This window comes from Streptomyces mabaensis, assembly GCF_053763515.1.
In genome coordinates this window covers 1-26,300 of sequence record NZ_JBSOPZ010000008.1, presented here as the reverse complement: position 1 = coordinate 26,300, position 26,300 = coordinate 1, and the positions used below count along the sequence as shown (strand labels likewise).

At 70.7% G+C, this 26,300-nt stretch carries 23 protein-coding genes; 9 read left to right on the top strand and 14 right to left on the bottom strand.

All coding sequences use genetic code 11. The features are described 5' to 3' along the window. Positions 1–117 precede the first annotated feature (117 nt). Positions 118–1,701, top strand: coding sequence for a purple acid phosphatase family protein (locus ACWV17_RS08955; RefSeq protein ID WP_455359232.1), 1,584 nt, complete (start codon positions 118–120; stop codon positions 1,699–1,701). 6 nt (positions 1,702–1,707) lie between these two features. On the opposite strand, the gene ACWV17_RS08950 is transcribed toward ACWV17_RS08955, so the two are convergent. Beyond that, positions 1,708–1,839 carry a hypothetical protein gene (locus ACWV17_RS08950; protein WP_455356727.1) on the bottom strand — a complete coding sequence of 44 codons (132 nt, stop codon included), beginning with the start codon at positions 1,837–1,839 and terminating at the stop codon, positions 1,708–1,710. A gap of 266 nt (positions 1,840–2,105) precedes the next feature. Between ACWV17_RS08950 and ACWV17_RS08945 the strand changes: the two genes are divergently transcribed. Both ACWV17_RS08945 and ACWV17_RS08940 read left to right on the top strand, forming a co-directional pair. Then, on the top strand, positions 2,106–2,444 hold the full coding sequence (locus ACWV17_RS08945) for a PadR family transcriptional regulator (protein WP_455356726.1): 339 nt from the start codon (positions 2,106–2,108) through the stop codon (positions 2,442–2,444). Then, positions 2,441–3,178, top strand: coding sequence for a hypothetical protein (locus ACWV17_RS08940; RefSeq protein WP_455359231.1), 738 nt, complete (start codon positions 2,441–2,443; stop codon positions 3,176–3,178). The genes ACWV17_RS08945 and ACWV17_RS08940 overlap by 4 nt, the downstream gene beginning before the upstream one ends. Positions 3,179–3,206: 28 nt before the next feature. On the opposite strand, the gene ACWV17_RS08935 is transcribed toward ACWV17_RS08940, so the two are convergent. Genes ACWV17_RS08935 through ACWV17_RS08915 form a run of 5 tightly spaced genes read right to left on the bottom strand, consistent with a single transcriptional unit; the run spans position 3,207 to position 6,579 of the window. After that, on the bottom strand, positions 3,207–3,776 hold the full coding sequence (locus ACWV17_RS08935) for a GNAT family N-acetyltransferase (protein WP_455359230.1): 570 nt from the start codon (positions 3,774–3,776) through the stop codon (positions 3,207–3,209). After that, the gene (gene tnpB, locus ACWV17_RS08930; RefSeq protein WP_455359229.1) at positions 3,757–5,289 is read right to left on the bottom strand and encodes an IS607 family element RNA-guided endonuclease TnpB; all 1,533 of its coding nucleotides are present in this window, start codon (positions 5,287–5,289) and stop codon (positions 3,757–3,759) included. Before tnpB ends, ACWV17_RS08935 begins: the two co-directional genes overlap by 20 nt. Beyond that, on the bottom strand, positions 5,286–5,864 hold the full coding sequence (locus ACWV17_RS08925; protein WP_455359228.1) for an IS607 family transposase: 579 nt from the start codon (positions 5,862–5,864) through the stop codon (positions 5,286–5,288). The genes tnpB and ACWV17_RS08925 overlap by 4 nt, the downstream gene beginning before the upstream one ends. 59 nt (positions 5,865–5,923) lie before the next feature. Further along, on the bottom strand, positions 5,924–6,163 hold the full coding sequence (locus ACWV17_RS08920) for a hypothetical protein (protein ID WP_455359227.1): 240 nt from the start codon (positions 6,161–6,163) through the stop codon (positions 5,924–5,926). Further along, positions 6,127–6,579 (bottom strand): tyrosine-protein phosphatase, encoded by a 453-nt coding sequence (locus tag ACWV17_RS08915; protein ID WP_455359226.1) that lies wholly within the window; start codon positions 6,577–6,579, stop codon positions 6,127–6,129. The genes ACWV17_RS08920 and ACWV17_RS08915 overlap by 37 nt, the downstream gene beginning before the upstream one ends. Positions 6,580–6,666: 87 nt before the next feature. Here ACWV17_RS08915 and ACWV17_RS08910 point away from each other — a divergent pair, with 87 nt between their 5' ends. Beyond that, positions 6,667–7,227, top strand: a complete 561-nt coding sequence (locus ACWV17_RS08910; protein WP_455359225.1) for a hypothetical protein — start codon at positions 6,667–6,669, stop codon at positions 7,225–7,227. 17 nt (positions 7,228–7,244) lie between these two features. Then, complete coding sequence (locus ACWV17_RS08905; protein ID WP_455359224.1) at positions 7,245–8,054, top strand: DUF1206 domain-containing protein; 810 nt, start codon at positions 7,245–7,247, stop codon at positions 8,052–8,054. Between the two features lie 91 nt (positions 8,055–8,145). Here the strand turns inward: ACWV17_RS08905 and pruA are convergent, their stop codons facing one another. Both pruA and ACWV17_RS08895 read right to left on the bottom strand, forming a co-directional pair. Then, positions 8,146–9,777, bottom strand: a complete 1,632-nt coding sequence (gene pruA, locus ACWV17_RS08900) for an L-glutamate gamma-semialdehyde dehydrogenase (protein WP_455359223.1) — start codon at positions 9,775–9,777, stop codon at positions 8,146–8,148. 32 nt (positions 9,778–9,809) lie between these two features. Next, positions 9,810–10,736 carry a proline dehydrogenase family protein gene (locus tag ACWV17_RS08895; RefSeq protein ID WP_455359222.1) on the bottom strand — a complete coding sequence of 309 codons (927 nt, stop codon included), beginning with the start codon at positions 10,734–10,736 and terminating at the stop codon, positions 9,810–9,812. A gap of 181 nt (positions 10,737–10,917) precedes the next feature. On the opposite strand from ACWV17_RS08895, the gene ACWV17_RS08890 reads away from it, so the two are divergent. Together ACWV17_RS08890 and ACWV17_RS08885 are read left to right on the top strand one after the other, a co-directional pair. Further along, positions 10,918–12,141, top strand: coding sequence for a PucR family transcriptional regulator (locus ACWV17_RS08890; protein WP_455359221.1), 1,224 nt, complete (start codon positions 10,918–10,920; stop codon positions 12,139–12,141). 167 nt (positions 12,142–12,308) lie between these two features. Then, on the top strand, positions 12,309–13,478 hold the full coding sequence (locus ACWV17_RS08885) for a cytochrome P450 (RefSeq protein ID WP_455359220.1): 1,170 nt from the start codon (positions 12,309–12,311) through the stop codon (positions 13,476–13,478). 71 nt (positions 13,479–13,549) lie between these two features. Here the strand turns inward: ACWV17_RS08885 and serA are convergent, their stop codons facing one another. The 6 genes from serA to ACWV17_RS08855 all read right to left on the bottom strand — a co-directional run bounded on the left by serA (position 13,550) and on the right by ACWV17_RS08855 (position 23,237). Further along, positions 13,550–15,142: a phosphoglycerate dehydrogenase gene (gene serA, locus ACWV17_RS08880; RefSeq protein ID WP_455356715.1), complete on the bottom strand. Its 1,593-nt coding sequence runs from the start codon at positions 15,140–15,142 to the stop codon at positions 13,550–13,552. A gap of 227 nt (positions 15,143–15,369) precedes the next feature. Then, positions 15,370–16,371 carry a ketol-acid reductoisomerase gene (gene ilvC, locus ACWV17_RS08875; RefSeq protein WP_455356714.1) on the bottom strand — a complete coding sequence of 334 codons (1,002 nt, stop codon included), beginning with the start codon at positions 16,369–16,371 and terminating at the stop codon, positions 15,370–15,372. A gap of 130 nt (positions 16,372–16,501) precedes the next feature. After that, positions 16,502–17,026 (bottom strand): acetolactate synthase small subunit, encoded by a 525-nt coding sequence (gene ilvN, locus ACWV17_RS08870; RefSeq protein ID WP_455356713.1) that lies wholly within the window; start codon positions 17,024–17,026, stop codon positions 16,502–16,504. A 36-nt stretch (positions 17,027–17,062) separates the two neighbouring features. Then, complete coding sequence (locus tag ACWV17_RS08865) at positions 17,063–18,922, bottom strand: acetolactate synthase large subunit (protein WP_455356712.1); 1,860 nt, start codon at positions 18,920–18,922, stop codon at positions 17,063–17,065. Between the two features lie 216 nt (positions 18,923–19,138). Further along, positions 19,139–21,979, bottom strand: a complete 2,841-nt coding sequence (locus ACWV17_RS08860) for a putative bifunctional diguanylate cyclase/phosphodiesterase (protein ID WP_455359219.1) — start codon at positions 21,977–21,979, stop codon at positions 19,139–19,141. A gap of 319 nt (positions 21,980–22,298) precedes the next feature. Continuing rightward, on the bottom strand, positions 22,299–23,237 hold the full coding sequence (locus tag ACWV17_RS08855) for a 2-hydroxyacid dehydrogenase (protein WP_455356710.1): 939 nt from the start codon (positions 23,235–23,237) through the stop codon (positions 22,299–22,301). A gap of 75 nt (positions 23,238–23,312) precedes the next feature. On the opposite strand from ACWV17_RS08855, the gene ACWV17_RS08850 reads away from it, so the two are divergent. Next, positions 23,313–24,311 carry an aldo/keto reductase gene (locus tag ACWV17_RS08850; protein WP_455359218.1) on the top strand — a complete coding sequence of 333 codons (999 nt, stop codon included), beginning with the start codon at positions 23,313–23,315 and terminating at the stop codon, positions 24,309–24,311. 97 nt (positions 24,312–24,408) lie between these two features. Further along, on the top strand, positions 24,409–25,548 hold the full coding sequence (locus tag ACWV17_RS08845) for a PQQ-dependent sugar dehydrogenase (protein WP_455359324.1): 1,140 nt from the start codon (positions 24,409–24,411) through the stop codon (positions 25,546–25,548). The last annotated feature ends 752 nt before the right edge of the window (positions 25,549–26,300 follow it).

The window sequence follows — 26,300 nt, the reverse complement described above, 5'->3', positions numbered from 1 at the left end:
CCCATTGCATGACATGCGCAGTCCGCCATTCGGACACGGGATTCCCCTGGGATTTTTTGGATTTCGTTCATCCCGCGTATGGCGCCGAGTTGGAAGTTACTGGCAAGTTCGGTCGCCATGACCGATACCCCACGCGTTGGCATCCCCGAACAGCTCGCCGGCCGGATGAGCATGCCGGAGCAGCACGAGTACCTGCGGACGAAGCTCTCCCGCCGGCGCGTGCTGGCCGGCGCCGCGGCCGGCACGGCAGCGAGCGGCGGCCTGCTGCTCGACGGCGCACCGACCGCCCGCGCCGCGACGCCCACCCTGCTGACGGCCGCCGCGACCGCCGGCGTCGACGGCTCGCTCGTCGCGCCCTTCGGCCGCCATCTCGCCTTCGGCGCCGACCCGCGGACCCAGATGCGGATCTCCTGGCAGGTACCGCTGGCGGTGCGGCGGCCGTACGTACGGGTGGGCCTGAAGCCCTGGGAGCTGAGCCGGAAGATCGAGGCCGAGGTGCGGACGCTGCACACGCCCTCGCTGTCGCGGAAGCTGCCCGCGGTCGACCAGTACTACCTGCATGTCGCGCTCGACGGACTACGGCCGGGCACGACGTACTACTACGGCGTCGGCCACGACGGCTTCGACCCGGCGGACGCCTCGCGCCTCGGCACCGTCGGCTCGTTCCGCACCGCGCCCGCGCGCCCGGAGACGTTCGTCTTCACGGCCTTCGGCGACCAGGGCGTCAGCTACCACGCCCTCGCCAACGACCAGTTGATCCTGGGGCAGAACCCGTCCTTCCATCTGCACGCGGGCGACATCTGCTACGCGGACAGCAGCGGGCTGGGCAGGGAGTCGGACACGTACGACGCGCGGGTGTGGGACCAGTTCCTGGCGCAGACGGAGAGCGTGGCGTCGCGGGTGCCGTGGATGGTGACCACCGGCAACCACGACATGGAGGCGTGGTACTCGCCGAACGGCTACGGCGGCCAGTCCGCACGCTGGTCGCTCCCGGAGAACGGCCCGGACGCGCGGCAGGCGCCGGGCGTGTACTCGTTCGTGTACGGCAACGTGGGCGTCGTCGCGCTGGACGCGAACGACGTGTCGTACGAGATCCCGGCCAACCGGGGCTTCACCGGCGGCGCGCAGACCGCCTGCCTCGACCGGCGGCTGGGCGAGCTGCGCCGGCAGCCCGGGGTGGACTTCGTGGTGGTCTTCTTCCACCACTGCATGTACTCGACGTCCACGCACGCCTCGGACGGCGGAGTGCGCGACGCCTGGCTGCCGCTGTTCACGAAACATCAGGTCGATCTGGTGATCAACGGCCACAACCATGTGTACGAGCGGACCGACGCCATCAGGAACGGCGAGGTAGGCAGGCCCGTCCCGGTGGGCGGCTCCACCGACCCGACGCGCGACGGCATCGTGTACGTCACGGCGGGCGGGGCCGGGAAGGATCTGTACAGCTTCGGGCCCGGAGTGAGGGACAGCTACGAGGGCCACGTCCATGATCACGACCACATCGTGACGTTCCACTGGACGAAGGCTCGACTGCCCGACCCGGACGTCGTCGAATGGTCGCGCGTCCGGTACACCGGCTTCTCGTTCCTCGCGGTGGAGGCGGAGGCCGGCGCGGCACCGAAGCTGAAGGTGTCCGCGCTCGCCGAGAATGGCGAGCGCATCGACTACTTCGAGGTGGAGCGGGGGCAGCGGGGGCAGTAGGCCGGCTCAGTGACCGGTGGAACCGCCGTTGTCCCTGCGGTCGAGGGCTCGCTGCAGGGCGGCGGCGGCGTTCTTGCGCTCGGTCTCGCTGATGCGGGGGGTGTGACGGACGCGGCGGCGGACGGTCGTCTCGGGCATGGTGATCGACTCCTGGAGATCACGAAGATGATTTCGAGGTGCCGGAAGGGGCGGGGAGCGTGCCGCAGGGGTTGCCTGCTCGCGGGCACGGGCTCACGACCGCCATTCGCTGGATCGAGCGAGACGTTCGGCTTCTTCCAAGCTAAGCCAGTCCCGGCTGTCTGTCTCCACAATTACTCGGACTTCCTACTATCTGAGACGGGGGGCATGGAGTCCACATCGCCAGCTAGGTTGCATTCCTATCTAGGTGGTGCTGGAATACACGCATGGCCGCAGACCGCAGATCCAGCTGGCTCAAGGGCGTCCTTGACCTCCTCGTCCTCTCCTGCCTCACCGGAGGCGAGAGCTACGGCTACGAGATCTCCAAGGCGCTGGCCGCCGCCGGCCTCGGCGACATCAAGGGCGGGACGCTCTATCCCGTGCTCAACCGGCTCGAAGAGGCGGGGCTGGTCGTCGGGGAGTTCCGGGCCGCCGAGCGCGGCCCCGGGCGCCGCTACTACCGGCTGACCGACGAAGGGCACCGGGCACTGTCCGAACAGGGGGCGGCGTGGCTGGACTTCCACACGGCCGTCACGTCCATGCTGACCACAGGGGGAACGTCATGACCGAGACCACCGACTACTTCGACGCACTCGCCGGCGCGCTGCGGCGGGCCGGTATGGAGGGGCCGGCGGTGGCGGCCACCATCGCCGAGCTCAGCGGGTATCTCGCCGAGACCGGGGCGGACGCGCGGGAGGAGTTCGGTCCGGCCGAGGAGTTCGCGGCACAGCTGACCGGCGCCGCGCCGGCCGAAGAGCCGGCCGCCGGGGCGGAGACCTGGAAGTGGGCCGCCGACATCCATGCCGACCGCGACGCCCTCGGCGTGTACGGGGACCAGGGCTGGGAGGTCGAACGCATCGACCGTCTCGGCCGCTTCGTGTGCCGTCGCGAGCCGGGGGCCGCCATGCGCTGGGAGTACCGCCGCGAGGTGACGAAGGTCAAGGACCGCGACGTGGTCGCGACGGGCCTCGCACCGGAGGGCTGGGAAGTCTGCGGCCAGTGGCTGTACTTCCAGTACTTCAAGCGCCCGAAGGCGGCGAGCGCGGGCCCCGCCGCGGCGATCGGGACTCCGCCCGCCGCGCCCGGCCGGTGGCTCTTCCTGAGCGGCGCCTACCGCAGGCAGCTGACGGCGATGCTGGTGACCGTCCTGGTGTGCGCCGCGGTCACGGCCTACGCCGTGCACCGGGGCGCGAACGTCACCGCGATCCTGGCCGGCGCCGCGATCGCCGCCCCGATCGGCGGCCTGCTGGGCTGGTACGCGGTGAAGCGGGGCATCGCCGAGGACGCGCGGCGGGCCTGACGCGCGTGCCGGACGCGCGGCGGGGTGCTCAGAGCAGGTCACCGTCCCGCCAGTCGAAGACCAGCTGAGAGTCGGGGGCCGGCAGGGCGCCGCCCGCTGCCGGACGCAGGTACGTGGAGTCCTCCTCGTCCGGCAGCGGCACGACGCCGTCCGGTCCCAGCGCCGCGATGCGGCCGGGCCACAACTGCCAGCCCCGGGCGGTGTAGAGCGCGGCCCCGTCGTCGGACGCGGACAGCGCTCCCAGCGCGTACGCGCCGTCGATCACCCGCTCCAGCGCGTCCATGACCCGCCCGCCCAGCCCCTCCCGGCGCCGGTCGGCACGCACCGCGACCGCTTCGACGTACCCGACGCGGTACGACCGGCCCCCGTGCAGCACCCGGCGCTGGATCACACTGCCGTGCGCGGCGAGCCCGCGCCCGTCCCGTATCCACGCGTGGACGCCGCCCAGCCCGTGGTCCCAGTCCTGGTCACTGAAGTCGCCCTCGAAGGCGGCAACCAGCAGAGCGTGGATCTCCTGACGGGTCGTCGGTGCGAGCTCGAAGGTGTGCGCGGTCCGCAACGGCTCGTCAGTACCTCGGTCATCCGTTGCTTTGATCATCAAGTGATCCCAGCACTCCCGGCGTTTCCGCTGGAATGGTCCGTAACGGTCTCACCAGAGCGCGAGTTGCGCCGCCGGTGTCCTGTTGACGGTCTCCCGTTTCCTTCCCTGCCCGGGGGCTGGGGATTGTGCCACCTGCCCGCCCCGTCCCGGCCTTGCGGCGCGGGCGGGTGGTGCGGGTCTTCCGGTCGGCTCCACGGGGCTTCGACTCCGCCTTGACGGCGGGGTCCAGGTCTCCGGCCACTCCGGTACCTGTCGTGCGGGCCGCGAGGGCGACCAGGTTGTGTCCGGCGTTGGCGTCCCTGCCGAGGACGAAGCCGCAGTTGTCGCACTCGAAGACACGCACGCTGAGGGGCAGCTTGGCTTTCACCACACCGCAGCGGGAGCAGGTCTTCGAGGAGGGGAACCAGCGGTCGGCGACGACGAGTCGCGTGCCGCGCCGACGGGTCTTGTAGGTGAGCTGGCGTCGGATCTCGCCGAAGGCGGCATCCGCGACGCGGCGGGACAGGCGCCGGTTGCGGCCCATGCCGGCGGCGTTGAGGTCTTCCACAACGATCGTGCCGTACTCGGAGGCGAGACGGGTCGTCATCTTGTGGAGGGTGTCCTCGCGAAGGTTCGCGACCCGGTGATGGATCTTGTTCCGCACCTGGTTGGCCTTCTCCCAGCGGCGGGAGGGCCGTTGCCCGGTGCGCCGGTCGGGGCCCTGGCGGCGGGAGACGATCCGGCTGGCGCGGCGCAGCTGCTTCTGCGCGCGGTCGAGGTGGCGTGGGCTGGGTTCCTCGCCGAGAACACCGTCGCTGTCCGCGAGGACCGCGAGGGTCTTGATGCCGAGGTCGATACCGACCGCCGCGTCCGGGCGGGCCACTTTCACCAGCTGGTGCTTCTGCTCGACCTGGAACGACACGAACCAGCGGCCCCGGTCCAGGCAGGCGGTCGCGGACAGAATCCGCATGTTCCCCGCGTCGATGAGGGCTCGCAGGTCAGCTCGGTTCTCGTGGAGGCGGACGGTGCCGATCCTGGGCAGGGTGACGTGTCTGCCGTCAGGCTCGATGCGGATCGTGCCGGTGGTGAACCGGCAGGTCAGGCGCGCTTTGTGTTTCGACTTGAAGCGGGGGATGCCCATCTTTAGGCCCTTGCGCTTGCCGCTCTTGGACTTCGCGTAGTTGTCGAACGCCGCGGACGCGCCTGCCAGTCCGGTGTTGTATGCCTCCTTGGAGTTCTCCTCCCACCAGTCGGCGAAGCGCGGGTTGGTGCGCTTGTCCTCGTTGAACGCCTTCCGCAGCGAGGGCAGCGACCACGACCGCCACGGAGTCAGCTCGTCCTCGGGGATGCCGTACGACTGCTCGGCCCTGCGCTGCCACCACACGGCGGTGATGTACGCGACCGCCCAGTTGTACGCGGCCCGCGCGGCACCTGCGTGCGAGTGCAAGTGGCGGTCGGCCGTGGCGTTCGGGTCCAGCGCGAGCTTGTGCGCGAGGACGGTGAAACCCGGCTGTGGCTTGAACTTCTTCATCCGGCCACCTCCGGGCCGGTGGCGACGGCGACGGCCCGGGCGGCGCGATTCTTCGCGGAGCGCCGGCCGTACAGGCGTGCGCACATCAAGGTCAGGGCCTCGGTGATATCCCGTACGAGGTCGTCGGCCGTCTCCGCCGGGTCAAGGACGAGCAGGCGCCGCCCCGAGGCCGAGAGGGCCGCTTCCAGGTGCTCGACGCCGAACCGGGCGAGGCTGTCGCGGTGCTCGACCACGATCGTCCCCACACCCGGGTCGGCGAGCAGCCGGTGCAGCTTGCGCCGGCGCCCGTTCAAGCCGGAGCCGACCTCCGTCACCACGTCAGCGACCGCGAGACCCCGGGACGTTGCGCCCTGAACGGTCCGGGCGACCTGGCGCTCCAGGTCCTCTCTCTGGTCACCGGACGAGACACGGCAGTACGCCACGACCCGCCCCGCAGCCTGCGAGACGGACTCGGTCACGAGCCATGTACCCGACGGCGTCTGGACGACCGGGACCGGCATACGGCCCTCTTTCGCCCAGGTCCACGCGGTCTGGTAGTGCACGCCGTTGCGCGCCGCCCACTCGGAAAGCTTCACGACGTCACGCTATTCACTGAGAATACTGGATATCCACTGAAAGAAACGGGAACTGTTGTTCACCCCCACCATCCCACTCCCATCCGCGCCCGGACCCCGGCCAGATCAGCCATGGCGACCCCGGCCGAACACAGGTACGCCTCCGCGTCCAGCCATGCGGCCGCCTCCAGCGCGAGGTCGTACACGGTGGTGTCGCGCCCCGCGACATACGCCTCGATCGCCGGCTGATCGTCCTCCATGCCGCGAGCCGCGTACATCGCCTTCATCCGGGGCGCGCTGAGGCCGTGGTCGGCGGCCACGTCCGGAGCCGCCACGCCCATGAGCCGGAGCAGCACCAGCGAGATGAGCCCACGGCCGCCACCCGGTCGGGGAAGCGTTCCATGAACGGCCGGAAGTACAGCGGCGTACCGAAGTCCGGGGTCCCCCACCACTCGTCCCAGAAGTCCCGGTGCTCGATGCCGTCGAGCGGCAGCCGGACCGTCGTGATCCCGGCCGGTCGGGGCGCGGTGTCGTCGCCCCGTTCGTCGTCGTTCCGGAGGTCGATGACGGTGCGTATGCCGTACGCGTGGACGGCTGCCCAGCCCCGGGCGGTGAGCGACTCCATCCGGTCGGCCCGGACCACCGCGCCCGGCTTCACGCTCCCCAGCCCGCCCAGGTCGCGGACGTTGAAGCAGCCGTCCCAGTCGAGGTGGCGTTCGGTACCAGCAGCAGTCATGCCGATCACGACGTCGCGCCGGCCGGTTCCGGTTCCGGGGTGGAAATCCGGGTGCCGGGCGCGGGGTGCGGTTGCGACAATCCCCGTATGTCCAAGACCCCCGAGGAGAGCGCCCGGAAGACGGCCGCCAGACTCGCCCGCGCCGTCGGCGCGCCACGCCTGGTCCGTGTCCACCGCTCGATCCGTGGCGCGGACCGCCTCGACGGTCTCGTCCTGGGGACATCCCCCGCCTGGACCCTCCTCGCCGTCTGCGAGGACCTGCGCCCGGACGGCTTCACCGCCGTACGGACACCAGACATCACCCGGGTCCGGCGCCTGGGTGACGAGGACTCCCTGACCTTGCGGGTGCTGCGCCGCAGGGGTCAGTGGCCGGTTCATCCCGCGCTCGACCTGAGCACGTCCCCGGGTCTCGTCCGGGACGCGGCGGCCCACCACCCCCTCCTCGCCTTCCACGAGGAGACGCGCGACCCCGACGTCTGCTGGGTCGGCCGTCCGGTCGGCTACCGCGCGAAGTCCTGCGGCGTGCTGGAAGTCGACCCGGAGGCCCGCTGGTCGCCCACCCCGTCGACATACCGCTTCAAGCACCTCACCCGTATCGACTTCGGCGGACACTACCTACGCACGCTGGCCGAGTTCGCCGCGGCCTGACGGGGCACACGGCCCCTATGACCACACTCACGGCCCGGCGGGCCGCCAACAGTTCGGCCATGGAAGCCGCCGCCCGGTGGGGCTTTGTCGCCCGCGGGCTGATCTATCTGCTCATCGGACTGCTCGCCCTGCAGATCGCCTTCGGGCAGGGCGGGAACGAGGCCGACCGGGGCGGTGCGCTCACCGAGCTGTCCGGGAAGCCGATGGGGGCGGTCGCCCTGTGGGCGGTGGGGATCGGACTCGTCGGGATGGCGCTGTGGCGGCTCTCCGAGGCCCTCTTCGGCGCGGCCGGCCCGGACGGCCACAAGCCGGGCAAACGGCTGCTGTCGGCGGGGCGCTTCCTCTTCTACGCCGTGGTGTCCTACTCCGTGCTCGCCTTCGCCGCGGGCGACCAGGGCAGCGGATCGAGCGACCAGCAGTCGCAGGACGCGACGTCCAAGGTGCTCGAAATGCCCGCCGGCCAGTGGCTGGTGGGCCTCGCCGGGCTGGGCATCGCGATCGCCGGGATCTGGATCGGCATACGCGCGGCGCTGCGCAAGTACCACAAGCACCTGAAGCTCGGCGAGATGTCTCGGCGGGCCCGGCAGGCCGTGGACGTCACCGGTGTCGCGGGCGGGGTCGCCCGCGGCCTCGTCTTCGCGGCGCTGGGCGCGTTCGCGGTCCGGGCAGCGGTCGACTACGAGCCGGACAAGGCCAAGGGCCTCGACGACACCCTCCGCTCCTTCGCCGACACCCCGGCCGGCCCCTGGCTGCTGGTCGCAGTAGCGGTGGGCCTGGCGCTGTTCGGCGCCTTCTCGTTCGCGATGGCCCGCTGGCGCAAGGTCTGACGAACCCAGGGCCTGTCCGGGCCCCGACGTGAGCCGCCCCCGGTCCGGCACGGGGGTGGCCGGAGCGGGGGCGGAGTCACAGGTGGGCCGGTCAGCCCATGTGCGGGTAGTGGTAGTCGGTCGGCGGGACCAGGGTCTCCTTGATGGAGCGGGTCGAGGTCCAGCGCATCAGGTTCGACGCGGAGCCGGCCTTGTCGTTGGTGCCCGAGGCGCGGCCGCCGCCGAACGGCTGCTGGCCGACCACGGCACCGGTCGACTTGTCGTTGATGTAGAAGTTGCCCGCGGCGAAGCGGAGCTTGTTCATCGCGTCGGCGGCCGCCGCCCGGTCCTGGGCGATGACGGCGCCGGTCAGGGCGTACGCCGAGACCGCCTCCATCTGGGCCAGCATCGCGTCGAACCGGTCGTCCTCGTAGACGTGCACGGCGAGGATCGGGCCGAAGTACTCGGTCGTGAAGACCTCGTTCTCCGGGTCCGTGCACTCGATGACGGTCGGGCGTACGAAGTAGCCGACCGAGTCGTCGTACGTGCCGCCCGCGACGATCGTGCAGGTCGGGTCCTCGGCCGCACGGTCGATCGCGGCCTTGTTCTTCGCGAACGAGCGCTCGTCGATGACGGCGCCCATGAAGTGCGTCAGGTCGGTGACGTCACCCATGGTGATGCCGTCGACCTCGGCCGCGAACTCCTCCTTGAAACCGGAGTTCCAGATGGAGGCGGGGATGTACGCCCGCGAGGACGCCGAGCACTTCTGGCCCTGGAACTCGAACGAGCCGCGGGTCAGGGCGGTCTTCAGGATCCCGCGGTCCGCGGACGGGTGCGCGACGACGAAGTCCTTGCCGCCCGTCTCGCCGACGAGGCGCGGGTAGCCCTTGTACTTCTCGATGTTGTTGCCGACGGTCTTCCACAGGTACTGGAAGGTCTTCGTCGAGCCGGTGAAGTGGATACCGGCGAGTTCCGGGTGCTCCAGGGCCACCTCGGAGACGGCCAGGCCGTCACCCGTGACGAGGTTGATCACGCCCTTGGGCAGGCCGGCCTCTTCGAGGAGCTGCATGAGCAGGACCGCGGCGTGCGTCTGGGTCGGGGACGGCTTCCAGACCACCACGTTGCCCATCAGGGCGGGGGCGGTGGGCAGGTTGCCGGCGATCGCCGTGAAGTTGAAGGGCGTGATCGCGTAGACGAAGCCCTCCAGCGGCCGGTGGTCGCTGCGGTTCCACACACCGGTGGAGTTGGCGACCGGCTGCTCGGCGAGGATCTGGCGCGCGAAGTGCACGTTGAAACGCCAGAAGTCGATGAGCTCGCAGGGGGTGTCGATCTCGGCCTGCTGGGCGGTCTTCGACTGGCCGAGCATGGTGGACGCGGCCAGCGTCTCGCGCCAGGTGGTCGACAGCAGCTCGGCGGCGCGCAGGATGATCGCGGCGCGGTCGTCGAAGGCCATCGCACGCCAGGCCGGCGCGGCGGCGAGCGCGGCGTCGATCGCGTCCTGGGCGTCCTGGGTGGTGGCGTTGCCGTACGTACCGAGGACGGCCTTGTGGTCGTGCGGCTGTACGACGTCGAAACGCTCGCCGCCGCCCATCCGCCGGACGCCGCCGATGGTCATCGGGAGGTCGATGGGGTTCTCGGCCAGCTCCTTGAGCTTGGTCTCGAGGCGGATGCGCTCGGCGGAACCGGGCGCGTAGCTGTGCACCGGCTCGTTGACCGGCGCGGGGACCTGGGTCACAGCGTCCATGAGTGCCGAATCTCCTTAAGTGATAGCGGGGTTCAGCCGCGGCTGACGAGCGAGCGGATGAAGAAGGCGAGGTTGGCCGGGCGCTCCGCGAGGCGGCGCATGAAGTATCCGTACCAGTCGGTTCCGTAGGCGATGTACACGCGCATCCGGTGGCCCTCCGCGGCGAGGCGGTCGTGCTCGTCCTGCCGGATGCCGTACAGCATCTGGAACTCGTACTCGTCGAGCTTGCGGCCGGCCTTGCGTGCGAGCTCCTGGGTGATGGCGATGATCCGCGGGTCGTGGGACCCGATCATCGGGTACCCCTCGCCCTCCATCAGAATCTTCAGGCAGCGGATGTATGCCTTGTCGACCTCGGCCTTGTCCTGGAACGCGACCGAGGCGGGCTCCTTGTACGCGCCCTTGACCAGCCGCACCCGGGAGCCGGCCGCGGCGAGCGCCCGGCAGTCGTCCTCGGTTCGGAACAGGTACGACTGGACGACGGCGCCGGTCTGCGGGAAGCGCTCACGCAGCTCGGCGTGGATCGCGAGCGTGGAGTCGACCGTGGTGTGGTCCTCCATGTCGAGGGTGACCGTGGTGCCGATCTCGGCGGCGGCCTCGACGACCGCGGTGACGTTCTTCAGCGCCAGGTCGTGGCCGCCGGCGAGCGCCTGCCCGAAGGAGGAGAGCTTGACCGACATCTCCGCGCGGGCGCCGAGGCCGAGCGGGGCCAGCGATTCGACCAGCTCCAGGTACGCGTCACGGGCGCGCATCGCCTCGGCCGGGTCGGTGATGTCCTCGCCGAGGACGTCCAGCGTGACCTCCAGGCCGCGGTCGGCCATGGCCTGGACGACCGGGACCGTCTCCTCGACCGTCTCGCCGGCGATGAACCGGTTCACCACGGGCTTGGTGACCGGAGCGGCCGAGACGATGCGGCGCATCTTGTCGCTGCGCGACGCGGCGAGGATCACGGGACCCAGCACGGGGACCTCCACGGAGAGTACAGAGAAGGCCGCATTCGGAACGGATCACAACAGAACCGGTACGGCACGGATAACCACCGTGAAACCTAAGGATCGCTCCGATCGTCTGCCATCGACAGCTGTCACGCATCCATGACCGGGATCTCAGACATATGTCTGAAGGGGGTGCGAGAATGGCCGCGTGCAGGGTGACTACCAGGAACTGGTCGACGAGATCTCAGCGCTGCTCGGGGCTCCCGCGACCTTGGAGAACCGGGACTTCCGGCTGATCGCCTTCGGCGCGCACGACAGCGAGGACGACCTCGCCATGGACCCGGTGCGGACCCGCTCGATCCTCACCCGGCAGTCGACGGCGGCGGTGCGGGCCTGGTTCGAAGGCTTCGGGATCGCCCGCGCGACCGGCCCGGTACGGATCCCGGCGGCGCCGGACGCCGGGGTGTTCCGGGGCCGGATCTGCCTGCCCGTACGCCACCGGGGGATCGTCCACGGTTACGTATGGCTGCTGGACGCCGACCCGGGACCGACCCCGGACCGGCTCGCCGCGGCCATGGACGTCGCGGCCCGTATCGGGGCGCTGCTGGCCGACGAGGCGAAGGCGGGCGCGGATCTGTCCCGGGAGTTCCGGGCCGTGCTGACCGCGGGGCGCGGCTGGCAGCGCGACATGGCGGTGGCGTCCCTGCGGGCGGCCCTGGGCCCGAACGCGGACGGGCTGCACGCGGTGATGTGCGTGGCCCCGTGGCGGGGCGAGGATCCGCAGGGCGTGGGCGGGGTACCGGGTGCGGCGGCGGTGTGCGTGGCGCCGTGGAGCGTGCCCGGCCAGGGCGGCGGCTCCGCTGCCGGCGCGGGCGATAGCGCGGGTGGCGCGGGCGACATCGCGGGTACGGACGCGCCCGGGGCGGCCCGGGCGCTGGCCGTACTGGTGCGCCTGCGCTCGGCGGACGTGCCGGCCCCGGCGCACACGGCCGCGACCCGCCTGCTCGGCACCGCGGGCGGGCCGGCCACCGCCGGGGTCGCCGATCCCCGGCGCGGGCTCACCGACCTGGGCGCCGCCTGGCAGGAGGCAACGGCCGCCGCCCGCGCGGCGGCGGCGCAGCCACGGCTGGGCCCGGTCGCGGAGTGGGGGGCGATCGGCCCGTACCGGATGCTGACGGCACTCCCCCGCAACCCCGCGCACGACCGCGCCGTACGCACCCTGCTGCTCCCGGCCCATGCCGAACTGGCACGCACCGCCGAGGTGTTCCTGGACCACGCGGGCCAGGCGGGCCGCGCGGCGGCGGCGCTGGGCATCCACCGGCAGACGCTGTACTACCGGCTCTCGCGGGTGGAACAGGTGACGGACCTGGACCTGGACGAGGGCGAGGACCGGCTGCTGCTGCACATGGCCCTGAAGGCGGCCCGGCTGTAGTCCGCCGAGCATGCGCACGCGCACGCAGCATGCGCGCCCGGCCCGCCGTCCACCCGTTCGGCGCAACGCGGTGGGGTGCCGAGTCGCACGTCGTCCGTCCGGAGGGGTGAATGTCGGTGTGGAGTTCCTGACGCCACGATCCCGGATCACCGAGAGGGGCGAGTGCGATGGCGGCCGTTGACGCCCCTGATGCGCCGGCGGACATCCACACCGGCGACCCGTACCCCGTCTACGAACGGCTGCGCCGGAGCGAGCCCGCGTACCGGACCCGGAGCGGGGCCTATCTGCTGACCCGGTACCCCGACTGCCTGCGCGTGCTGACCGCACGCGCGTCCTTCCCGGCCGCGGGGCCGGCCCGCGCCGAGAACGCCGGCAGCGCCGAGAACGCACAGGATCCACGCCGGCACGCGCGCATGCGAACCGCGGTGGCCCGGCGGTTCCGCCGGCATGTGCGCCGTCAGGAGCCGTGGATCGCCGCCCGCTGCGACCAGCTGCTCGACCCTGTGGTGGAGTCCCTGCGCAGCGGTGGCGTCGTCGACATCACCGGCCTCGCCGAGGCCTTCCCCCGAGACGCACTCATGCATCTGCTCGGGCTGCCCCGCGGCGACCGGGATCTCGTGTCGGCGCTCATCGCCGCGATCTTCCCCGCCTCGGGACCGATGCCCGGGCAGGAATCCGGCGGCGCCGCGGCGATGCGACAGCTGACCGACTACCTGCGGGCCGAGGTGGCTCGCCGGCGTCACACGCCCGGCGATGATCTGATGTCGGAACTCGTCCAGGCGCACACCCACCGTCCGGAGGTCCTGCCGCACGACGAACTCATCAGCATGCTCACGGGGTTCATGGTCGCCGGGTATCCGCAGGTCACCGCTGGTATCGAGACGGGTGTGGTGCTGATGGTCCGGCACCCGCACCAGACGGTCTATCTGAACTGCCCCGCCACCGCCCGGATGTTCGTGGACGAGGTACTCCGCTACGACGCTCCCGTCCAGTTTCCCCCCGTCCCCCGCATCTCCACGCGTGCGGTGCTCCTCGGCGGCGTGCCGGTACCGGCGGGGGCTCAGGTGTGGCCGCTGCTGGGCGCCGCCAACCGGGATCCCGGCACCTTCTCCCAGCCGGACGAGTTCTCTCCCGGCCGCGAGGCGGCGCGTCATCTGAGCTTCGGCGCGGACGCACACCACAGCCTCGGCGCGGAACTGGTGTACGCGGAGATGTCGATGGTGCTGTGCCGGCTCCGGCGGCGCGTTCCGGGTCTGGAACTGGCGGCGCCCCCGGTTCACCGTCTCGGGGGGCTGCGCGGCTTCACTTCTGTTCCCGTGAGGTGTCCGGAGCGCTGATCCACTGTGAGTACGCCGAAAGGGCCCGGTCTCCCGGGCCCTTTCGGCGTACGTACGGCGGGACGCGCAGGTCAGTCGGTGAGGTTGACCGTCCGGGCCGAGGTCGCGCCGATCTCCTCGGCGATCTCCGCCAGCACGTTCGGCGGCACGGTGTCGTCGACGGTGAGCACGACGAGCGCCTCGCCGCCCTCCTCCGCGCGCGAGACCTGCATGCCGGCGATGTTCAGACCGGCCTCGCCGAGGATCCGGCCTACGGTGCCGACCACGCCCGGGCGGTCGCTGTAGCGCAGGACCACCATGTGGTCGGCGAGCGCCAGGTCCACGTCGTAGTCGCCGACCGCGACGATCTTCTGCAGGTGCTTGGGACCGGCCAGCGTGCCGGAGACCGCGACCTCCTCGCCGCCGGACAGGGTGCCGCGGACGGTGACCACGTTGCGGTGGTCCGGGGACTCCGAGCTGGTGGTGAGGCGGACCTCCACGCCGCGCTCCTGCGCGAAGAGCGGAGCGTTGACGTACGACACGGTCTCGTCGACGACGTCCTCGAAGACGCCCTTGAGCGCGGAGAGCTCCAGCACCTTGACGTCGTGCTGGGTGATCTCGCCGTACACCTCGACATCGAGGCGGACCGCGACCTCGCCCGCGAGTGCGGTGAAGATCCGGCCGAGCTTCTCGGCGAGCGGCAGGCCCGGGCGTACGTCCTCGGCGATGACCCCGCCCTGGACGTTGACCGCGTCGGGCACGAGCTCGCCGGCAAGCGCCAGGCGCACGGAACGGGCGACCGAGATGCCCGCCTTCTCCTGGGCCTCGTCGGTGGACGCGCCGAGGTGCGGGGTGCAGACGACCTGGTCGAACTCGAAGAGCGGGGAGTCGGTGCACGGCTCCTTCGCGTACACGTCGAGGCCCGCGCCGGCGACCCGGCCCTCCTTGAGCGCGCTGGCCAGCGCCTCCTCGTCGACGATCCCGCCACGCGCGGCGTTGACGATGCGGACCGACGGCTTGACCTTGTGCAGCGCCTCGTGGCCGATCAGTCCGAGCGTCTCGGGCGTCTTCGGCAGGTGGACGGTGATGAAGTCGGAGACCTCGAGCAGCTCGTCGAGCGCGAGCAGCTTGACGCCCATCTGGGCGGCGCGCGCCGGCTGTACGTAGGGGTCGTACGCGACGATCTTCATCCCGAAGGCCGACATGCGCTGCGCGACCAGGACACCGATCCGGCCGAGGCCGACGACGCCGAGGGTCTTCTCGCTCAGCTCGACACCGGTGTACTTCGAGCGCTTCCACTCGCCGTTCTTGAGGGCGGTGTTGGCCTGCGGGATGTTGCGCGCGGTGGCGACCAGCAGACCGCAGGCCAGCTCGGCGGCGGTGACGATGTTGGAGGTCGGGGCGTTCACGACCATCACGCCGGCCTTGGTGGCGGCGGAGACGTCGACGTTGTCCAGGCCGACACCCGCGCGGGCGACGACCCGCAGCTTCTTCGCGGCGGCGATGGCCTCCGCGTCGACCTTGGTGGCGCTGCGTACGAGAATCGCGTCGACATCGACGATGGCGGGCAGCAGCTCCGCACGGTCGGCGCCGTTGCAGTGCCGGATCTCGAAGTCCGGGCCCAGGGCGTCGACGGTGGCGGGCGACAGCTCTTCAGCGATGAGTACGACAGGTTTCGAGCTCACGTGAGTCCTCACAAGTCCAGTGCGGACGGCCGTCCCGACGGCCGCAGGCGGTGGAGGGGCTAGCCGCGTGGAAGACGCACGACACTGTGGGCCTGACGCGTATGGGTAGCAGTCTAGTGGCGGTACGGTCCATGTTTTCCGCCCTCGCGGAAGGATCACCCGTCCGTGGTTGGCCGGTGTGGACAAGGGGCCGCGGCTTCAGTGCCGCGGCCCCCCGTCCGTACTACTTACGCGTCGTCGTTGTCGACCCAGCTCATGAGCTTGCGGAGCTCCTTGCCGGTGGTCTCCAGCAGGTGGTCGCTGTCCGCCTTCTTGTACTCGTTGTACTTGGGCAGACCGTTGTGGTACTCGGCCATCCAGTTCTTGGCGAAGGTGCCGTCCTGGATCTCGGCGAGGACCTTCTTCATCTCGGCCTTGGTCTGGTCCGTGATGACGCGGGGACCGGTGACGTAGTCGCCCCACTCGGCGGTCTCGGAGACCGACCAGCGCATCTTCTCCAGGCCGCCCTCGTACATGAGGTCCACGATCAGCTTCAGCTCGTGGAGGCACTCGAAGTACGCGATCTCGGGCTGGTAGCCGGCCTCGACGAGGGTCTCGAAGCCCGCCTTCACGAGCGCCGAGGCGCCACCGCAGAGGACGGCCTGCTCACCGAAGAGGTCGGTCTCGGTCTCCTCGGTGAAGGTCGTCTTGATGACGCCCGCCCGGGTGCCGCCGATGGCCTTGGCGTACGAGAGCGCGAGCGGGAAGGCGTTGCCGGTCGCGTCCTGCTCGACGGCGGCGATCGCGGGAACTCCGCGGCCTTCCTCGTACTGGCGGCGGACCAGGTGGCCCGGGCCCTTGGGGGCGACCAGCGCGACGTCGACGCCGGCCGGGGGCTTGATGAAGCCGAAGCGGATGTTGAAGCCGTGGGCGAAGAACAGCGCGTCGCCGTCCTTGAGGTTGTCCTTGATGGACTCCTCGTAGACCTTGGCCTGGATCGGGTCCGGGATGAGGACCATGATGACGTCGGCCTCGGCGGCCGCCTCGGCCGGAGTCACCACACGCAGGCCCTGCTCCTCGGCCTTGGCCTTGGACTTGGAGCCCTCGTGCAGACCGACGCGCACATCGACACCCGAGTCACGGAGCGACAGCGCGTGGGCGTGGCCCTGACTGCCGTAGCCGATGACCGCGACCTTGCGGCCCTGGATGATGGACAGGTCGGCGTCGGCGTCGTAGAACAGCTCGGCCACTGGTTCTTCTCCTTGGTGTGCACTTGGTGAAAGTGATGCAGCTTGCTTTCCACCGTACGGCGGGGATGGGTGAGGAAGCTTTCCGGTCTCGCTATGCGAGCACGTGTCTCAGCGCTGCGCGAGCAGCGTGTCAGGCGGACCGGTCGAGCGCCCGGAGGCTGCGGTCCGTGATGGAGCGGCCGCCCCGCCCTATGGCGATCGTGCCGGACTGGACGAGCTCCTTGATCCCGTACGGCTCCAGCATCTTGAGCATGGCCTCGAGCTTGTCGGCCCCGCCCGTGGCCTCGATGGTGACGGCATCCGGGGAGACGTCCACGGTCTTGGCGCGGAAGAGCTGGACGATCTCGACGATCTGGGAGCGCGTTTCGTTGTCGGCGCGCACCTTCACCAGAACGAGCTCGCGCTGGATCGCAGCGCCCGGCTCGAGTTCGACGATCTTCAGGACGTTGACCAGCTTGTTGAGCTGCTTGGTCACCTGCTCCAGCGGCAGGTCCTCGACATTGACCACGATGGTGATGCGGGAGATGTCGGGGTGCTCGGTGACGCCGACGGCGAGCGAGTCGATGTTGAAGCCGCGGCGGGAGAACAGGGCGGCGATCCTCGCCAGGATGCCCGGTGTGTTCTCGACCAGGACGGAGAGCGTGTGCTTGGACATGGTGTCGGTCTCTCTCGGTCTTCTCTCTCGGACTTCTCAGTCGTCTTCGTTGTCGCCGAAGTCGGGGCGGACGCCCCGGGCCGCCATGACCTCGTCGTTCGAGGTGCCGGCGGCGACCATCGGCCACACCATGGCGTCCTCGTGGACGATGAAGTCGATCACGACCGGCCGGTCGTTGATCGCGTTGGCCTCGGCGATGACCTTGTCCAGGTCCGCCGGGTCCTCACAGCGCATCGCGACGCAGCCCATGGCCTCGGACAGCTTGACGAAGTCCGGGACGCGGGTGCCGGCGCTGGGCTCCCGGCCGCTCGCCTCCGGGCCGGAGTGCAGCACGGTGTTGGAGTAGCGCTGGTTGTAGAAGAGGGTCTGCCACTGGCGGACCATCCCGAGGGCGCCGTTGTTGATGATCGCGACCTTGATCGGGATGTTGTTCAGCGCGCAGGTGACCAGTTCCTGGTTGGTCATCTGGAAGCAGCCGTCGCCGTCGATCGCCCAGACCGTGCGGTCCGGCATGCCGGCCTTGGCGCCCATGGCGGCCGGCACCGCGTAGCCCATCGTTCCGGCGCCGCCGGAGTTCAGCCAGGTGGCGGGCTGCTCGTACTGGATGAAGTGCGAGGCCCACATCTGGTGCTGGCCGACGCCGGCCGCGTAGATGGTGCCCTCGGGGGCGAGCTTGCCGATGCGCTCGATGACCTGCTGCGGGGAGAGGCTGCCGTCGTCCGGCAGGTCGTAGCCCAGCGGGTAGGTGTCGCGCCAGCGGTTGAGGTCCTTCCACCAGGCGGTGTAGTCGCCGGCGTTGCCCTCGGTGTGCTCGGCCTGGACGGCCTGGACCAGGTCGGCGATGACCTCGCGGGCGTCGCCGACGATCGGGACGTCGACCGCGCGGTTCTTACCGATCTCGGCCGGGTCGATGTCAGCGTGGATGATCTTCGCGAAGGGCGCGAAGCTGTCCAGCTTGCCGGTGACCCGGTCGTCGAAGCGGGTACCGAGGGCGATCAGCAGGTCGGACTTCTGCAGCGCGGTGACGGCTGTGACCGCACCGTGCATGCCGGGCATTCCCACGTGCAGCGGGTGGCTGTCGGGGAAGGAGCCGAGCGCCATCAGGGTGGTGGTGACGGGCGCTCCGGTGAGCTCGGCCAGCACCTTCAGCTCGGCGGTGGCGCCGGCCTTCATGACGCCGCCGCCGACGTACAGCACGGGCCGCTTGGCCTGGACGATCAGCTTGGCGGCCTCGCGGATCTGCTTGGCGTGCGGCTTGGTGACCGGCCGGTAGCCAGGCAGGTCCTGGGACGGCGGCCAGCTGAAGGTCGTCTGCGCCTGGAGGGCGTCCTTGGCGATGTCGACGAGGACCGGGCCGGGACGGCCGGTCGAGGCGATGTGGAACGCCTCGGCGATGGTCCGCGGGATGTCCTCGGCCTTGGTGACCAGGAAGTTGTGCTTGGTGATCGGCATGGTGATGCCGACGATGTCCGCCTCCTGGAAGGCGTCCGTGCCGATCGCCTTGGAGGAGACCTGGCCGGTGATCGCGACCAGCGGGACGGAGTCCATGTGGGCGTCGGCGATCGGGGTGACCAGGTTGGTCGCGCCGGGGCCGGAGGTGGCCATGCAGACGCCGACCTTGCCGGTGGCCTGGGCGTAGCCGGTGGCGGCGTGCCCGGCGCCCTGCTCGTGGCGGACGAGGATGTGCCGGACCCGCTTGGAGTCCATCATCGGGTCGTAGGCCGGGAGGATCGCGCCACCCGGAATGCCGAAGACGGTGTCGCACCCCACTTCCTCGAGAGAGCGGATGAGGGACTGCGCGCCCGTGACGTGCTCAACTGCAGCGATCTGGTGTCCGCCGGTACGGGCCCGCGGCTGCGGATGGTGGGCCCCGGTGGCCTGCTCGGTCATCGGCATTCTCTTCTCGAAGCTGAGGGTTTTTGCGAGGAGTTCTATCGGTTTGGCAGTAGTACCAGTGCAACAAAAAACCCCTCGTGCCGTGAGGCAAGCGAGGGGAGCGCGTCGGGAGGGGTCCGCAGGGTTTTCATGTGGCCCTGCTCAGCCGACGCGCTTTCCAAGTACGAGAATTCGGGTGCGCATGGCACTGACCTTCCCCCCGGCGCGCGGGGGATGTCAAGTGGGTGGGACGCGCGTCTCATTATTTGAGCCATGGCGTACGGGCAGGGAGCCGCCGGCCAGCGCCGGCAGAGCGGCCACGCCGGGCACCGGAAACTCGGCCCGGACCAGGGCGCGTCGTAGCCGGTACTCGTCGAGCGGCCCGGAGAAGGCCATCCCCTGGCCGTGCGTGCAGCCCATCCCGCGCAGCACGAGGACCTGCTCCGGCACGTCGACGCCGTCGGCCACGGACTGCATGCCCAGATCGTTCGCGATGCGCAGGAGACCCGAGGTGATCTTGTGAAGTCTGGCTGATTCCACCACCCCCTCGACCAGCCCGCGGTCCAGTTTCAGGACGTCGACGGGGAGCCTGCGCAGGGCGCTGATGGCCGCGTAGCCGCTGCCGAAGCCGTCCAGCGCGATCCGTACGCCCAGTCTGCGCAGGGCGACCAGACGCCGCTCCAGCTCGTCGAACGGCACGCGCGGGTCGCTGTCCGCCAGCTCGATCACCAGAGCACCGGAGGGCAGGCCGTGCCGGGTGAGGAGGGCTTCGACGGAGCCATAGGGCGTGGCCCGGTCCAGCAGCCGCTGGGCGGACATCCGGACGTACACGGGAGCCTCGTGACCGGCGCGGTGGCGCTCGGCGGCCTGCTCCACGGCCTCCTCCAGCAGCCGGCGGCCCAGCTGGGCGGTGCGGGAGCCCTCGGCGGCCTCCGTGCTGTCGGCGACCCGCAGGATTTCGGCCGGGGTGAGCAGAATGCCCTGGGCGGATCTCCAGCGCGCCTGGGCGGCGACCGCGGCGATCCGGCCGTCCGCCAGGGAGACCACGGGCTGGTGGAGGAGCGCGAACTCGCCCTCGTGCAGCGCGGTGCGCAGCCGGGTGGCCAGTTCGGCCCGCCGTACGACATCGGCCTGCATCTGCGGCGCGTACAGCTCGACCCGGTCCTTGCCGCCCGCCTTGGCCCGGTACATCGCCAGGTCGGCGTTGCGCATCAGATCGGTCGGGGTGATGCCCTCGTCCGCGAAGGCGACGCCGATGCTGGCCGCGACCCGGACGTCCCTGCCCTCGATCCGGTAAGGCTTGGAGAGCGTGGTGCGTAGCCGGTCGGCGATCTCCTGCACCTGGTACTCCCGGGCGCTGCGGTCGCCGCCGCCGTCGCCGAGGATGAGCGCCGCGAACTCGTCACCGCCGAGCCGGGCCGCGGTGTCCCCCGCCCGAACCGAGTCCTGGAGGCGGCGGGCTGCCTGGATCAGCAGCTCGTCGCCGGCTTGGTGGCCGATGCTGTCGTTCACCGCCTTGAAGCCGTCGAGATCGATGAAGAGGACGGCGGTGCCGGGGTCGGTGGCTCTGCGGCCGGACAGGGCCTGGCGGACCCGCTGGGTGAACAGGGCGCGGTTGGGCAGGTCGGTGAGCGGGTCGTGTTCGGCGTTGTGCTGCAACTGGGCCTGGAGACGGACCCGTTCGGTGACGTCGCGGCTGTTGAGGATCAGGCCGCCCTGGTGGCGGTTGACCGTGGACTCGACATTGAGCCATTCCCCGGTGCCGGACTTGAAGCGGCACTCGATGCGCGTGGTGGGCTCCTGCGCGGGTGGGGCGGCCAGAAACCGCCGGACCTCGTGGACGACCCGGCCCAGGTCCTCGGGGTGGATGAGCATCGAGAGCTCGGAGCCGACCAGTTCCTCCGCCTCGCGCCCGTACACCCCGGTGGCGGCCGGGCTGACGTACCGCAGCATGCCGGTGGGCGCGGCGATCATGATCACGTCGCTGGAGCCCTGGACGAGCGAGCGGAAGTGGTTCTCCTTCTGGGCCAGCTCCTGGGTAAGGGCGATGTTGTCGACCAGCATGATGCCCTGACGGACCACGAGGGCCAGGACGACCGTGCAGGCGGTGAAGACCACCACCCGGTCCACCCGGCGGCCGTCGATGACGTTGTAGAGAATGCCCAGCGTGCACACGGCGGCCGCGAGGTACGGCGTGAGGGCGGGCAGTGAGCCGGTGATCGGACGGCTGTGCGGGCGGGTGCCGCGGACGTTGTATCCGGCGCCGTCCCCTCCGTGCCGCGCACGGCGGGCGCCCCACGGGGCGTACGCGAGGAGCAGCGAGCCGGCGAACCAGCCCGCGTCGAGGAGCTGGCCCGAGCGGTAGTTCTCGCGGAGCAGCGGCGAGGTGAACAGCGCGTCGCAGAGCACGGTGAGGGCGAGTGCGGCGATGGCGGTGTTGATCGCCGAACGGTTGGCGTTCGACCTGCGGAAGTGCAGGGCGAGGACCATCGACACCAGCACGATGTCCAGCAGCGGATACGCGAGCGAGAGCGCGGTGTGCGCGACGCTCTCGCCCCCCTCGGACTGCGCGGTGTGCGCGAGGGCGAGGCTCCAGGAGAGGGTCAGCAGCGAGCCGCCGATGAGCCAGGAGTCGAGCGCGAGACAGACCCAGCCGGCCCTGGTGACGGGCCGCTTGGCGAGCACCAGCAGTCCGACGATGGCCGGCGGCGCGAAACAGAGGAAGAAGAGATCGGCCGGCGAGGGGCTGGGCATCTCGCGCCCGAGCACCACCTCGTACCATCCCCAGACAGCGTTGCCGGCGGCCGCCATCATGGAGGAGAACGCGAACAGCAGCCAGGCGGGCCGGAAGCGGCTCTCGTTGGTCCGCGCGTAGAGATAGCAGGAGACGGCGGCGAGCAGCGCGGCGGCGCTCAGTCCGAAGTCCCCCATGACCAGCGCGAGTTGCGGAGAACCCCAGCCGAGCGCGGCCCCGGCGGCATAGCCGCCGCACACCAGCGCGAGCAGGAGCTGGGCGAGGAGACTCTTCCCGCCGCCGGAGACCGGACGCCGGCTCAGCAGCGCCCCGGGGGCGCTCACCGGGCCGCCCCGACGGGCACCGCCGGGGGCTTGTGCCTGTGGGTCGGCGCACGCCGGCGTCGGCGGCCCTGCCGCGTCGGATCGTTCGTCCATTGGCCGTGCATCGCCCGTCGCCCCCCTTGCAGTCCGATCAACACCCCAGCGCCGTACAAACCGTGGCGCAGCCCCTTGCTCGGGACGATACACCACTTTCGTCACTCAGGGACATAGTTTCTCTACTCTGCGTGACCAATGCGGGAGTTGGGGACACGCGGTGCGAACGGGTGGCTGCGGAGCGTGGCTGCCGCCGCCCACTACTCAGTCGCGCTCCTCAGTCCCGCTACTCAGTGACGAGTACGACGTTCTCCACCGGCTCCCCCGCCGCGAACCGCGTCAGCTGAGCGGCGAGCAGACGCTTCGCCCGCGGCATGAACGCCGAAGTGCTGCCGCCGACGTGGGGACTGATGAGGACATTCGGAGCGTGCCAGAGCGGATGGCCCGCCGGAAGCGGTTCCGGGTCGGTCACGTCGAGGGCGGCCCGCAGCCGGCCCGACTCCAGTTCGGCCAGCAGCGCCTTGGTGTCCGCCACGGGGCCGCGGGCGACGTTCACCAGCAGGGCGCCGTCCTTCATCCGGGCCAGGAAGTCGGCTCCCGCCAGGCCTTTCGTCTGCTCGGTGAGCGGGGTGGAAAGGATCACCACGTCGGCTTCGGGAAGCAGCGCGGGGAGTTCGGAGAGGGCATGCACCGGGCCGCGCTCTGTGGTGCGGGCAGAGCGCGCGACGCGCGCCACCCGCGCGCACTCGAACGGTGCGAGCCGGTCCTCGATGGCGGCGCCGATGGATCCGTAGCCGACGATCAGCACGGACTTGTCGGCGAGCGCGGGATAGAAGCCGGCCCGCCACTCCTCCCTGTCCTGGCCGTGTACGAAGCCGGGGATGCCCCGCAGCGAGGCGAGGACCAGGGCAAGGGTGAGCTCGGCCGTGCTGGCCTCGTGAACGCCGCGGGCGTTGCACAGGCGTACCCCCGCGGCGAGTTCGGGAAGCCCGGGCTCCACATGGTCTATTCCGGCCGAGAGCGTCTGCACTACACGTACGGACGCCATCCCGGCCATCGGACGGACCGCGATCTCGGGCCCCTTCATGTACGGCACCACGTAGAACACGCAGTCCGCGGGATCGGCGGGGAAGTCCGCGCCGCCGTCCCAGAAACGGTAGTCGAAGCCCTCGGGGAGCCCCTCGATCTCATCGGCGGGAATCGGCAGCCACACATCAGAAGTCATGGTCAGGAGGCTATGCGAAGCGGCCAGGACCTCAGAGGTTAGTTTTGGGGGCGGCAGAGGGAGGGGTACGGGCAGGTGGAGCGCAGGACGATCGGGGCGGCAGCGCTCGAAGTGGGCGCCGTCGGGCTCGGCTGCATGCCGATGAACTGGGCCTACACCGCCTCTCAGCAGCACGGCGAGCGTGCGTTGCGCACCGTGCACGCCGCGCTCGACCGGGGTTCGACACTGCTCGATACGGCGGACATGTACGGCCCCTTCACCAATGAACTGCTGCTCGGCCACGTGCTCAGGGAGCGGCGGTCCGAGGCATTCGTGTCCACCAAGTGCGGGCTGCTGGTGGGTGACCAGCACATCGTGGCCAACGGCCGCCCGGGCTATGTGAAGCGGGCCTGCGACGCCTCGCTGCGCCGGCTGCAGACCGATGTCATCGACCTCTACCAACTCCACCGCGCCGATCCCGAGGTGCCGGTCGAGGAGACCTGGGGTGCGATGGCGGAGCTGGTGACCGCCGGGAAGGTACGGGCGCTCGGGGTGTGCGCGGTCGGGGCGCGGGCTTCCCGGCGCCCCGGGGCGCGGATGCATGACGGAACGATCCGGCAGCTGGAGCGGGTGCAGCAGGTCTTCCCGGTGAGCGCGGTGGAGGCGGAGCTGTCGGTGTGGTCGCCGGAGGCGCTGGACGCGCTGCTGCCGTGGTGCGAGGCGCGGGGGGTGGGCTTCCTGGCCGCGATGCCGCTGGGCAACGGGTTTCTGACCGGGACGCTGACGCCCGGGCAGGGGTTCGAGCCGGAGGACGTACGGGCCAGGCATCCCCGGTTCACCGCCGAGATGATGGCGGCGAACCAGCCGGTGGTGGCCGGGCTGCGGCGGATCGCCGAGCGGCACGGCTCCGGCACGACCCCGGCGCAGGTCGCGCTGGCGTGGGTCCTGGGGCAGGGCCGGCACGTGGTGCCGATCCCCGGCGCCAAGCGGGAGCGGTGGGCGGTGGAGAACGCCGGCGCGGACTCGGTGCGGCTGACGGCGGCGGATCTCGCGGAGATATCCGGCCTGCCGTCGGCCATGGGGTCCTGGGACTGAACAACGACGGGAACCTCCGGGGCACGAGCGGTGTACTTGTACGTGTGATGTGCTGAAGGCAGGCGGACGAGAGGGACTGACCGTGCGACGTTCTGCTGTGACGGCCATGATGGCCACGACCGTGCTGCTGCTCTCTGTGGGCTGCTCCGGGCCGCAGGGCAGCCCGGAGAAACCGACGACCTCGGCGGCCCAGCCGCCACCTGCCACCGGCGGAGCGCGTGGCTCCGCGTCCCTGCCCCCGGCGAAGGGCTCGGTGACCGTGGCCCGCGAGGTCGCCACCGGTCTCGCCTCACCGTGGGGCCTGGCACCGCTGCCGGACGGCGATCTGCTGACCTCCTCGCGCGACGAGGGGACGATCACCCGGGTGGACGCGCAGACCGGAAAGAAGACCGTGATCGGCTCGGTGTCCGGGGTGGCGCCCGCCGGCGAGGGCGGCCTGATGGGCCTGGCGCTCTCTCCGTCGTACGCCTCGGACCGCATGGTCTACGCGTATTTCACCACCGAGTCCGACAACCGCATCGCGCGCATGCTGTACGACGAGCGGAAGCCCGCCGGACAGCAACTGGGCGCTCCAGACACGGTGTTCAAGGGCATCCCCAAGGGCTTCATCCACAACGGCGGCCGGATCGCGTTCGGCCCGGACAAGATGCTGTACGCGGGCACGGGCGAGACGGGCGACACCGGGCTGGCCCAGGACAAGAAGTCGCTGGGCGGCAAGATCCTGCGGATGACCCCGGACGGCGAACCGGCCCACGGCAATCCGGAACCGGACTCGGTGGTCTATTCGTACGGGCACCGCAATGTGCAGGGGCTGGCCTGGGACGCGGAGAAGCGGCTGTGGGCGGCCGAGTTCGGGCAGAACACCTACGACGAGCTCAATCTGATCCGGCCGGGCAAGAACTACGGCTGGCCGGAGGCCGAGGGCAAGGCGGGCAAGGCGGGGTTCGTCGACCCCGTGGCGCAGTGGACGACGGAGGAGGCGTCCCCCAGCGGGATCGCCTGGGCGGAGGGCTCCATCTGGATGGCGGGCCTGAGAGGCCAGCGCCTGTGGCGCATCCCCCTGGACGGCGAGAAGGCTCTGGCCGACCCCCAGCCGTTCCTCGAAGGGGACTATGGCCGGCTGCGCACGGTGGAAGCCGCCGGCGACAACAAGCTCTGGCTGGTGACGAGCGAGACGGACGGCCGCGGATCCCCGACCGAGACGGACGACCGAATCCTGGACCTGCGCGTGAAGTAACAAGGGCCGCGCGGGCGCGTGCGCTCACCAGGAGCGAGAGGTGGACGGGAAACCCGGGGCCGCCCGCTTGCTGAGTATGGCGGGCCGGACCGGACCCTCAAGGGCGCTCCTACGTCGCGTCGCTGCGCGATGGCCTCCGGCCCCCCTTGACCGTCCGTCCCGTCCCGCTGGTGCAGATGAGTGTCGGGCGGCCCCGGGGAGCGGGGCCCCACCTGAGCCGGGACGCTGGCTGCGCTCTCGTCGGTGACCTCAGCCCGGTAGGCGGGGCAAGACACGCGGCCACTTCGAGGGCTGCGCGGCTCGGCTAAGCGACCGTCGGCCGTCTGTTGCACCGGGACAACGCCCAATCCGAGGTGAGGCGACATGAGGCGGCCGAGGGGGCCCGCAGGCAGGCCATAAACCCCGGCAAACCGGACAGGATTGAGGTCCTGCGGACCCCTCACGCGGACTGATGTAGCCACACCTCGACCAGACCGGCCTGACAGCCGAATAGCCGGGCCCAGGTCCATCCCGGCCTGCCGCACGCGGCAATCACCCACCGGCCTGCGGCCGCTGAGCCGGAGCCACCGCGAGGGGATGGCGCCCTGCCCACCGGCCTGCGGCCGGGGGCGGACCGCAAGCGGGGCACCAGCAGCCCCGGGACCCCGCTCCGGGGGCCGCCCCCTCAACAAGCAATAGCGGTGGAGGGACGGGAGTCCAGGGTGGCCGAAGGCCATCGCGCAGCGACGCGACCGCAGGGAGCGCCCTTGACA

Coding starts and splice junctions, on each gene's coding strand:
- ACWV17_RS08955 (WP_455359232.1), top strand. CDS start 118: ATGACCGATACCCCACGCGTTGGCATCCCCGAACAGCTCGCCGGCCGG.
- ACWV17_RS08950 (WP_455356727.1), bottom strand. CDS start 1,839: ATGCCCGAGACGACCGTCCGCCGCCGCGTCCGTCACACCCCCCGCATC.
- ACWV17_RS08945 (WP_455356726.1), top strand. CDS start 2,106: ATGGCCGCAGACCGCAGATCCAGCTGGCTCAAGGGCGTCCTTGACCTC.
- ACWV17_RS08940 (WP_455359231.1), top strand. CDS start 2,441: ATGACCGAGACCACCGACTACTTCGACGCACTCGCCGGCGCGCTGCGG.
- ACWV17_RS08935 (WP_455359230.1), bottom strand. CDS start 3,776: ATGATCAAAGCAACGGATGACCGAGGTACTGACGAGCCGTTGCGGACC.
- tnpB (WP_455359229.1), bottom strand. CDS start 5,289: ATGAAGAAGTTCAAGCCACAGCCGGGTTTCACCGTCCTCGCGCACAAG.
- ACWV17_RS08915 (WP_455359226.1), bottom strand. CDS start 6,579: ATGACTGCTGCTGGTACCGAACGCCACCTCGACTGGGACGGCTGCTTC.
- ACWV17_RS08910 (WP_455359225.1), top strand. CDS start 6,667: ATGTCCAAGACCCCCGAGGAGAGCGCCCGGAAGACGGCCGCCAGACTC.
- ACWV17_RS08905 (WP_455359224.1), top strand. CDS start 7,245: ATGACCACACTCACGGCCCGGCGGGCCGCCAACAGTTCGGCCATGGAA.
- pruA (WP_455359223.1), bottom strand. CDS start 9,777: ATGGACGCTGTGACCCAGGTCCCCGCGCCGGTCAACGAGCCGGTGCAC.
- ACWV17_RS08885 (WP_455359220.1), top strand. CDS start 12,309: ATGGCGGCCGTTGACGCCCCTGATGCGCCGGCGGACATCCACACCGGC.
- ilvN (WP_455356713.1), bottom strand. CDS start 17,026: ATGTCCAAGCACACGCTCTCCGTCCTGGTCGAGAACACACCGGGCATC.
- ACWV17_RS08865 (WP_455356712.1), bottom strand. CDS start 18,922: ATGCCGATGACCGAGCAGGCCACCGGGGCCCACCATCCGCAGCCGCGG.
- ACWV17_RS08855 (WP_455356710.1), bottom strand. CDS start 23,237: ATGACTTCTGATGTGTGGCTGCCGATTCCCGCCGATGAGATCGAGGGG.